The 8,289-nt window shown below is 54.1% G+C and carries 7 protein-coding genes; 1 reads left to right on the top strand and 6 read right to left on the bottom strand.

From position 1 onward, the window contains the following. A partial coding sequence (locus RR842_RS09985; protein WP_332729643.1) for a DUF4143 domain-containing protein occupies positions 1-323 on the top strand: 323 nt, incomplete at its 5' end. A 187-nt stretch (positions 324-510) separates the two neighbouring features. Here RR842_RS09985 and RR842_RS09980 read toward each other — a convergent pair. From RR842_RS09980 to RR842_RS09955, 6 genes are all read right to left on the bottom strand, one after another. Next, positions 511-1,176, bottom strand: coding sequence for a hypothetical protein (locus tag RR842_RS09980; RefSeq protein WP_332518721.1), 666 nt, complete (start codon positions 1,174-1,176; stop codon positions 511-513). Between the two features lie 50 nt (positions 1,177-1,226). Beyond that, the gene (locus tag RR842_RS09975; protein ID WP_332512836.1) at positions 1,227-1,946 is read right to left on the bottom strand and encodes a molecular chaperone TorD family protein; all 720 of its coding nucleotides are present in this window, start codon (positions 1,944-1,946) and stop codon (positions 1,227-1,229) included. Between the two features lie 89 nt (positions 1,947-2,035). Further along, entirely contained in the window at positions 2,036-2,701 is a 666-nt protein-coding gene (locus RR842_RS09970; RefSeq protein ID WP_332729641.1) for a 4Fe-4S dicluster domain-containing protein, read from the bottom strand. Positions 2,702-2,714: 13 nt separating this feature from the next. Beyond that, the gene (locus RR842_RS09965) at positions 2,715-5,204 is read right to left on the bottom strand and encodes a molybdopterin-dependent oxidoreductase (RefSeq protein ID WP_332729639.1); all 2,490 of its coding nucleotides are present in this window, start codon (positions 5,202-5,204) and stop codon (positions 2,715-2,717) included. 281 nt (positions 5,205-5,485) lie between these two features. Further along, positions 5,486-6,193, bottom strand: a complete 708-nt coding sequence (locus RR842_RS09960; protein ID WP_332512830.1) for a response regulator transcription factor — start codon at positions 6,191-6,193, stop codon at positions 5,486-5,488. A 50-nt stretch (positions 6,194-6,243) separates the two neighbouring features. Then, positions 6,244-7,902: a DUF3365 domain-containing protein gene (locus RR842_RS09955; protein ID WP_332722296.1), complete on the bottom strand. Its 1,659-nt coding sequence runs from the start codon at positions 7,900-7,902 to the stop codon at positions 6,244-6,246. Positions 7,903-8,289: the final 387 nt, after the last annotated feature.

Genomic DNA, 8,289 nt, shown 5'->3' with positions numbered 1-8,289 from the left:
TTTTTAAGTCGCTCTGCCTACGCGACCTGCTCGTATATGCAGAGGCGATGGATGCCGAAGTCTACTTTTACCGCGACAAAGACGGGCTTGAAGCCGACGCTATCGTTCAAGCGGCAGACGGCACCTGGGCAGGAATCGAAATAAAGCTCGGTCACAACCAAGCCGACCAGGCTGCTGCTAACCTATTGAAGTTGAAGGACAGAATACAGGCAGCCGGTGGCAAGGCTCCCGCTTTTCTTGCAGTACTAGAGGGAATCGGAGGCTTTGCCACAACCCGACGCGACGGCGTCCACATCGTACCCATCAGAACTCTGGGAGCGTAGCCTATTACCTGCAGCTTACTTTTATAAAACGTCGCGAAACAGTAGCTGTAGCTATCAAAAAACGTCGCACTTCGACGTAAGCATTCTCTATTAAACAGGGGCTCGGCAGACCGTATTACGACGTGCGCCCCACAATGGACTTTTGATGAGCGAAGCTGGCGAGACCCGAGATACTCACGGTGGTCGTCTATATCTTCCGATCCTTCATCGCGCGCGCCACCCGCAGCACCGCGTAGGTTCCAAACACCATCGTGTACACAGCCACGCTCACTTGCGCGGCAACGCCGCCGTGCAGGGCCGAGGGCAACAACATGAGCAGCACGTGCACGTATATGAGCCCAAAGAACGGATACGCCAGTAGCTGCACGCGCTTCCAAGAATCGGCCTTCATGCGCTTCTTCACACCATTGAACGACGTGATGCCCAGCATGAGCAGCAGTGCGAACAGCACCAGTGCCACCACGAACGAAAGCGCCACGTTGCCCCCGAGACTGCCGCCCGCAAGCACGCGCGGAACATAGGACATGAGGTATACGGTCATGTGCCCGAGCGACAGTATCCACGCGATAATCGAAAGCTCCGCGCGAACGGGGCGAAGCCACGACCCCACCTTCGAATCCCGCGCGAACACGCCGATGAACATAACCACCGCAAACAACGCCAGCGGCAGCATGCACTTCTGCACCAGTGTCAGAAGAAGGCTCCACACCGAGCGCGGCATGAACGACTCCGCAAGAAACAGCACGTCAACCGCAACGGCAAGCACATAGAACAACCACGGCCACTTCCGTAAAGGATTGCGCAGCAACAGAGAAGCTGCCGCCGTAATCACGAGCACGATTGCAAAAGTCATCCGGCAATCTCCCCTTCTACCATCAAGAACCCCTACACGGAAGCGACCATTCAACGACCAGCGCTTGGCAGCTTGCAGGCCATCGCCCCGAGCGCCTGCGATCCAAACCGCGCAAGCGCGGCATACGCCTCGCCTCCCGCAACCACACCCGCCGCTTCGATCGTCTGCTCCATAAACGCGGGAAGCCACTGAGCGACATGCTGGTTGACAAACGCATCCAGCTGGTTAGACCACTGCTCTTCCAACTGTCCATCGCCAACCCGAATAGCCTCGGCAAGGCACGCGTAAAGATACGACAAGAAGGCAAATTCCGAGAACACGCTATCGCAGGGCTCTTTGCGCGCGTTGGCAGCGGCAACACCCGCCCGATCGAAACAGGCTTCGACATCGAGCGTTACCGGCGACCGGAAAAGCACCGGCGCACCAGCGCGGTCCTCCGCCACGAACCGAAACGCCGATTCGTAGGGAAACACCGGCACGTCAACGCCCGGAGCCAGGTAAAGCTGAGAGTACGCCTTCCTCAAAACAGTGAGCAACTCCGCCGGCTCACATCCTACCAAAGATGCGAGCGCTTCGCTCGCCGCGCTCGCGGCAAGAGGATCGGCCCCGATATCTTCCATGCACAGCGTGACATCACTCGTAAACGATCCGTCCGCCAGCGCAGCAGCAAGCGGCTCGTCGGGAAACGAAAACGCCGCACTCAAAAGCTCACACATATCGGCGCAGCCTATGGCCTTGCGCAGCCGAGCCTCGCACCTATCGTGATCCATGCATCCTCCCCTGTTCGGCGCAGCAGCCGCACGCTCCCTCTTTCTCGGGAGCGTGCGGCACAACGCGTCAATTCAACCGACCCGAAGCGCTATGACAGATAGTACACGCTCGGGTTCGTACCCGCCTCTTCGTGAAGGAACGTATGCTCGCGTTCAGCAACGGCCTTCGACACCTCGGACTCAGGATCGTCCAGATCGCCCCAGAAACGCGCGCGTCCCGGACACAGCTGCATACAAGCTGGAACCTCGCCGCGGTCGATCAGATTTTTGCAGAACGTACATTTCTCGACCGTCCCAGACTTATGCGGCGGAGCATCGCTTTCACCTACTACCACATCAAGGTAATATTCTGGACTATCGCTAATGAGCGTGCGCACTTTCTCGTAGGGGCACGCTTTAATGCACGATTCGCATCCGATACATAACTCGCCGTCTACTGACACAATGCCAGTCTCTTCATCTTTAGTAGTAGCACCCGTTGGGCATACCGCCAAACAGGCTGGTTTCTCGCAATGCTGACATTGCATAGGAAGAAAACCAAGGGTGCAATTTGGAAACGTACCTCCCGCATTGTCGTTTGCCACTGCTCCCCTAGCAACCGCAACTCCAAACGTAGTAGGATCGTTGTCGCCCTTGGTATACACCACGTTGTAAGACAATTCTTTGGGAAGATTATTCGCCACCTTGCAGGCGGCGGCACAAGTCTGGCAGCCAAAGCACCGCTTAAGATCGATAGCCATTCCATATCGTGTCATAATTCCACGCTCCCTAAACCTTCTCGACAGCAACAACTACGTCGTTGTATGCCTGATTAGCGCAACACTGGTTGTAGTCATTAAAGGAAAGATCTGCAAAATGGCCGTCGATGAATTCACCAGCTTGAAAGCTACGAGGGCAACTGATCGTCTTGGGTTGCTGACCAGAGTTTATCGTCGCCAGCATAGTCACGAAACCACGATCGTTGCTCAATTTAACGGTGTCCCCCTCCTTGATGCCCAGTTGGACAGCATCATCGGGATTCAGTCGGACAATCGGATAGGGTTCGAATTCTTTCATATATCCCACATCCCACCACTGAACATGAGTGCGCGTGCGCAAATGATCCGAGCATACGCTAAAGGGGAACTTTTCCCGTGCTGGGCTGTTCATATCCGCCTCTAAGGCGGGCTCCCAATAAAGGAACGTTCGCTCCTTTGACTCATCAACCGCTTGGCCAACATTGTAAGAAGGTTTGACTGTTTCCTGATAAAAAAGAGCTCGTTTCGTTTTGGTGGTAAACACACCCCCGTCAAATGAAATATATGTTTCACCCGGCAAGAAACGTGCAGCCTTTTCTTCCTTTAGCTTATCAAACGTAATCCCCAAAGCCCTTGCCGCATCTGAGTCTAACCAAAGACGGATATAATCCTCGGGCTCCATATCAAAGAATTCTCCGTACCCCATTTTCTCAGCCAAAAGTTTATATATCTCAAAATCCGCCTTGCTTTCGTAAAGGGGCTCAATTGCCTTATCTTGCCAAATCAAGTACGGAACATTTGTACTCATAACACGCAGTTCCGTCGTTTCAAACCAATGGCAAGCGGGAAGCAAGATATCGGCATATTTGGCTGTTTCGGTTAAAACCATATCCTGAACTACTACAAACTCAAGCTCTTTAAACACGCTCACTGTTTCGCGATGTTCAGTTTGACAAGCCAGCGGGTTTGAGCAGGAAACATAAACACTTTTAAGCGGGAAGGGCTTATCCCTCAGCATGCCCGTTGCAACAACATTTGCGACCTGATTCCAATTCACATTGCGCCCACCGCCTTTGATGGGGTTTCCGCTTGAATCTTTTGGCTTAAGCGTGCCAACGTTATTTGCTACGTTGCCGCCACCCCCGATACATAAACCAGCACCCGCACCCGATTTTCCCGCGTTGCCCGTCGCAAGAACAAGAGAATAAATCGGACCATAGTTGTAGGGACCGTTGTTGTAGTGATTGCAGCCATACTGCGAATACGTATAAACGGGGCCTTCTTGCGCATAGACACGTGCTAGTTCTTTGATATCCTCAACAGGCACGCCCGTGAAATCGGAAGCTTTCTCAACCGTCCATTCGCCAAGTTGCTCTTTAATGATGTCGTAAACCGTTTTATAACCAACGCCTTCAATGGCCGGCACGTTTTCCAACGCTGGCTTCTTGGCTTCCCCGATAGCAACCGCACTACCAGATTCTTCATCCCAAACAACAAGCGGATCAATAACTACGGGTTTTCCCGTCGCGGGATCAGGGTCTCCTTGAATTGGCTCTACTCCAAAATCACTCTTTCGTAAGTACTTCCCATCTTCTTTTATCAGAAAGGGAGCTTCCGTAGATTTTCGTAAAAACTCGATATCTTGCCATCCTTGGGAAAAGACTTCGCAGAGAACTCCCAAAGCCAAGGCACCGTCTGCGCCAGGCTTAATAGGTATGAACCAATCAGACTTGGAAGCTACCGTGTTGTAAGCTATGTCGATGTCAATCAGTTTGGCTCCCGCATCTTTTGCGTCCAAAATGAAGTGCATCGTTTGAACTTGCGATATCGCAGGGTTGGATCCCCAATTAACAAAAGTCTTGGCATTTTTATAGTCTGTTTGCTCATTGCCTCCCTGCCAAGGAGTATTGCCAAGCATGGCCATGGACCGCTCAACAGATGCCATGTCCCTATCAGGGGTTATCTTTGCAGCACCAAGAACCTCCCGAAGGCGTGCCATAGCAGATCCCGGAGCAGTTCCACCTCCGCAGATAGCGCAATTTCCACTACCTATAAAAAACGCGAGAGACTCTGCACCAAATTCTTTAGCATACCCCGTCCACTTATCCGCAATCTCTTGTATTGCTTCATCCCAGCTTATACGCTCAAACATCCCCTCACCGCGTTCACCTATTCGCTTCATGGGATATTGCAGGCGCTCGGTGCTATAAATGCGTCCCACATGAGTAAGCCCCTTGGGACAAATCCTATTGTATCTCGTGTCGGGAAAATCTCGAGCCGTAGTACGGACCACCTGTCCATCACGCACATGGACATTGAGAAAGCACCCGCTTAAACATTGTCCTCGGCACGCTCCTGAAAAAATTTCGTCAGGAATTACCTCGACATTCGACTTTGCTTTCTCCAGGTTTTTCGTTTGCGGGCTACATCCTACGAGCGCGCCAGCAGCAGTCAAAGCAGCCGCACCTTTGATGAAGTTCCTTCGTGAAAAGCCGCGTGGTTTCGCCGTTGATTCCGTCATGCGATTCTCCTCTCTCTCATCCACCAAGGCCTTCGGGGGAATCGCATACGGCGGATCCCGAAAGCAACAACCTCCGTCTGCGGAAGAGCGGGGAGGGGAAGCCTTTCTTCCCCAGACGGAATTGCGAAAAGCCTCGTCTCCTTTTAACTTTTCGCTGCATTCACTTTACCGAGCACCACATGTAATGGCGATAAACCCCCGATAAGGGTTGGATTAAGAAGTTGTTAACCACACATTAATGATATTCAAACGCATAGATTTATTTTTTAGAAAGCGGCTGTCTACAGCATATCGGTCATCTTGTACCCTACGCGCTGCACGGTCAGCAGGTATTTGGGCTCGGAGGGGTTCTCCTCAATCTTCTCGCGGATTTTGCGCACGAACACGGTGATGCTGTTCGTCTTCACGTCCGCCTCGCCTTTGCCCCAAATGTATTCTTGGATCTGATTGCGCGTGAATACCTTGCCGGGATTCGACGCCAAAAAGGCCACGATCTCGAATTCCTTCGTGGTCAGCGACACCGGCTTGCCGCGCACCAGTATCTGGTACTCGTCGAAATGCACCTCAAGGTCGCCTATCGTCGCGATGCCCTCGCGGTTGCAGCAGCGCGCGAAATCGATGGTGTCTTTGTGACGGCGGATGTTCGCCTCGATGCGCAGCAGCAGCTCGGTGGCATTGAAGGGTTTGGTCACGTAGTCGTCGCCACCCGCTTTAAACCCGATGCTCTTGTCTACGATATCGCACTTGGCCGAAAGGAAGATGATTGGGATGCGTCGCCCCGCCTCGCGAATCTGCCGACACAGATCGAACCCGTTGATGCCGGGCAGCATAACATCCAACAGCAGCAAATCGGGCTTTTCTTCGGCCAGCAGGGTTAGTCCGGTTTCGCCATCTTTCGCACCGATGAACTCATAGCCGTTTTGCACCAGCAGCTTCTCGATAGCTGCATGCAGGTTGTCCTCATCGTCGATGAGCATAACTTTGTACATTGCGCCCCCTTCTTCGCTTGCTACCTCAGACGTGCATCCAGCATTTTCCCTCAACCCACGATCAGGCCGGATGGTATCGAAATAACAAAGATACTCCCCCGGCCCAGTTCGCTTTCCACCGACACGGAGAAGCCCTGAACTGCCGCATATTCGCGCACGAGCGCCAGCCCCAGCCCGCTGCCGTTGTACTTGCGAGTGGACGTGCTGTCCACCTGGAAGAACCGCTCGAAAATGCGCTCCTGATCCTCGGGCGCGATGCCGATACCGTCATCGGCCATGCGCATGCGCACGCTTCCATCGGACTCGTCTACATTTATGCTCAACTCTACCGTGCCGCCGTCGGGTGTGAACTTGATGGCGTTACTGGCAAGGTTCTCCAACATGCGCTGCGTCTTCTCGAAGTCGCCGTTCACAAGCGGCACGTCGGATGACACTTGCGTGCAGAACGCCACGCTGTACTTTTGGGCAAGCGGGGTCATGGTCCCTTTCACCGCGCATACGATATCGCCCAAGTCCATAGGCTCGCACGCCGTCCTGATGCTGCCCGCATCAGAGCGCGCTATGTCCAGCATGTCGTTAATCATGGCCAGGAGTATCTGGCTGTTCTTCTCGATTTCCTCCCACGAATGGCGCTCGCTCTCGCGATCGGGCGGACATGCCTCGCGCGATATCTGCGCGAACGTAATGATGGAGGTGAGTGGGGTGCGCAGCTCGTGATTCACCATCGACAGCAAGTCGCTTTTGAACTGCGTTTCCTTTGCCAGCTCGGTATTCAGGTGCTCCAAAGTGTCGCGCTGCCGTTCAAGGGCGGTGTTCGCTTTCCGCAGGTCGTCCGTGCGGCTCTCCACCTGCTCTTCCAAGTGACCGTATATCGTGTGGAGCTCGGCGGCCGTGCTGTTGAAGCGCTCGATCAGGCGGCTGACTTCCTTCGCGGCATTCGTATCATCAAGCGACACCACAAGCTGACCCTCCCCCATCTCGGCGAAGGCGAGCTTCATGCGGTTGAGAGGCCGGAATACGAATATCGTGGTGACCGCGTACACCACCGCCCCGATGAGCAGCGTGATAAGCAGGAAGTACACCACGTCGCGCACCACGTTGTCGCGCACCGCCTGCTGCTGCTGATCGAGCGGTATAACAATGCTGATGGCGCCGCCAACGGAATCGAGGGTCCAACCCTCTTTCGCCTTGCCGGTTATGTCGATCTCGCCTGCTGGCTCACCGTGACACTCCAGACAGCTCTTGTCCACTTCGAGCGCCTGGGCATAACGAAAACGCTCGGCTCCTTGGAAATCCGCCACCTCATAATGCTCCGTGATGGACGAGTCGGCATTAAACGACTCGAGAGCCTTGGCCTCGAAACCATCAGGCTCGTCCTGCACGTTGCGCGGGTTGAAGTTCGTGTAGCGTATGGTGTAATCGCTCCCTTTCGAAAACAGCGCACCTACGCTTTTCCCGACTTTCGAGCAATGCAGCCCCTTGAACTCATAGCTTCCATCAACTGCCGTGTTGATAACCGTCTGCGAATTGTCCATAAACTGCCAGACGGCATCCATTTCGCGCGCGAACGTGCGCGCCTCCTCAAGCATGGCCGCTTCGGTTTGCTTCTGCTGCGATTGCAGGTCAAACACCACGAACATAAGAAATGACACGGAAAAGACCGCGGAAAGCGCGACCAGGTAGATGGTCTTCAAGCTGATTTTTTTCATAACTTCCTTTGCGGACTGCGACACCCGGCGCCGCCCCTCCCCGCACCTGGCAGACTTTATCATGAAAGGGGTGCTCTACGCAAAAGATCGGGCTTGACCGCAAACCAAACATTGCTCCCACACGTTACAATACAAGGAATCGACCAGTCTCTGGCAAAAAAGGAGCATCCCGTGAGCCATCCGACTACCAGGTCCCGCCTCCCTCTCACCACCTCCGCTCAGCACAAGCTGCATCCCAAACGAACAGCGGCACGCTTGACCGCAACAGCCCTCGTAACCCTTCTGTGCCTGGGAGTCCTTGCTTCATGCGGCACTGCAGCCAACCTGGGAAAACCGCTGACCTACGTCTACAATCCCGACAACCTTTCCGAGCATGTTCTCTACGAG

The sequence above is a fragment of the Gordonibacter sp. genome, assembly GCF_036667095.1.
GTDB lineage: Bacteria > Actinomycetota > Coriobacteriia > Coriobacteriales > Eggerthellaceae > Gordonibacter.
Note: the sequence above shows the minus strand (reverse complement) of the source record. Positions and strands in the feature narration are given on the sequence as shown.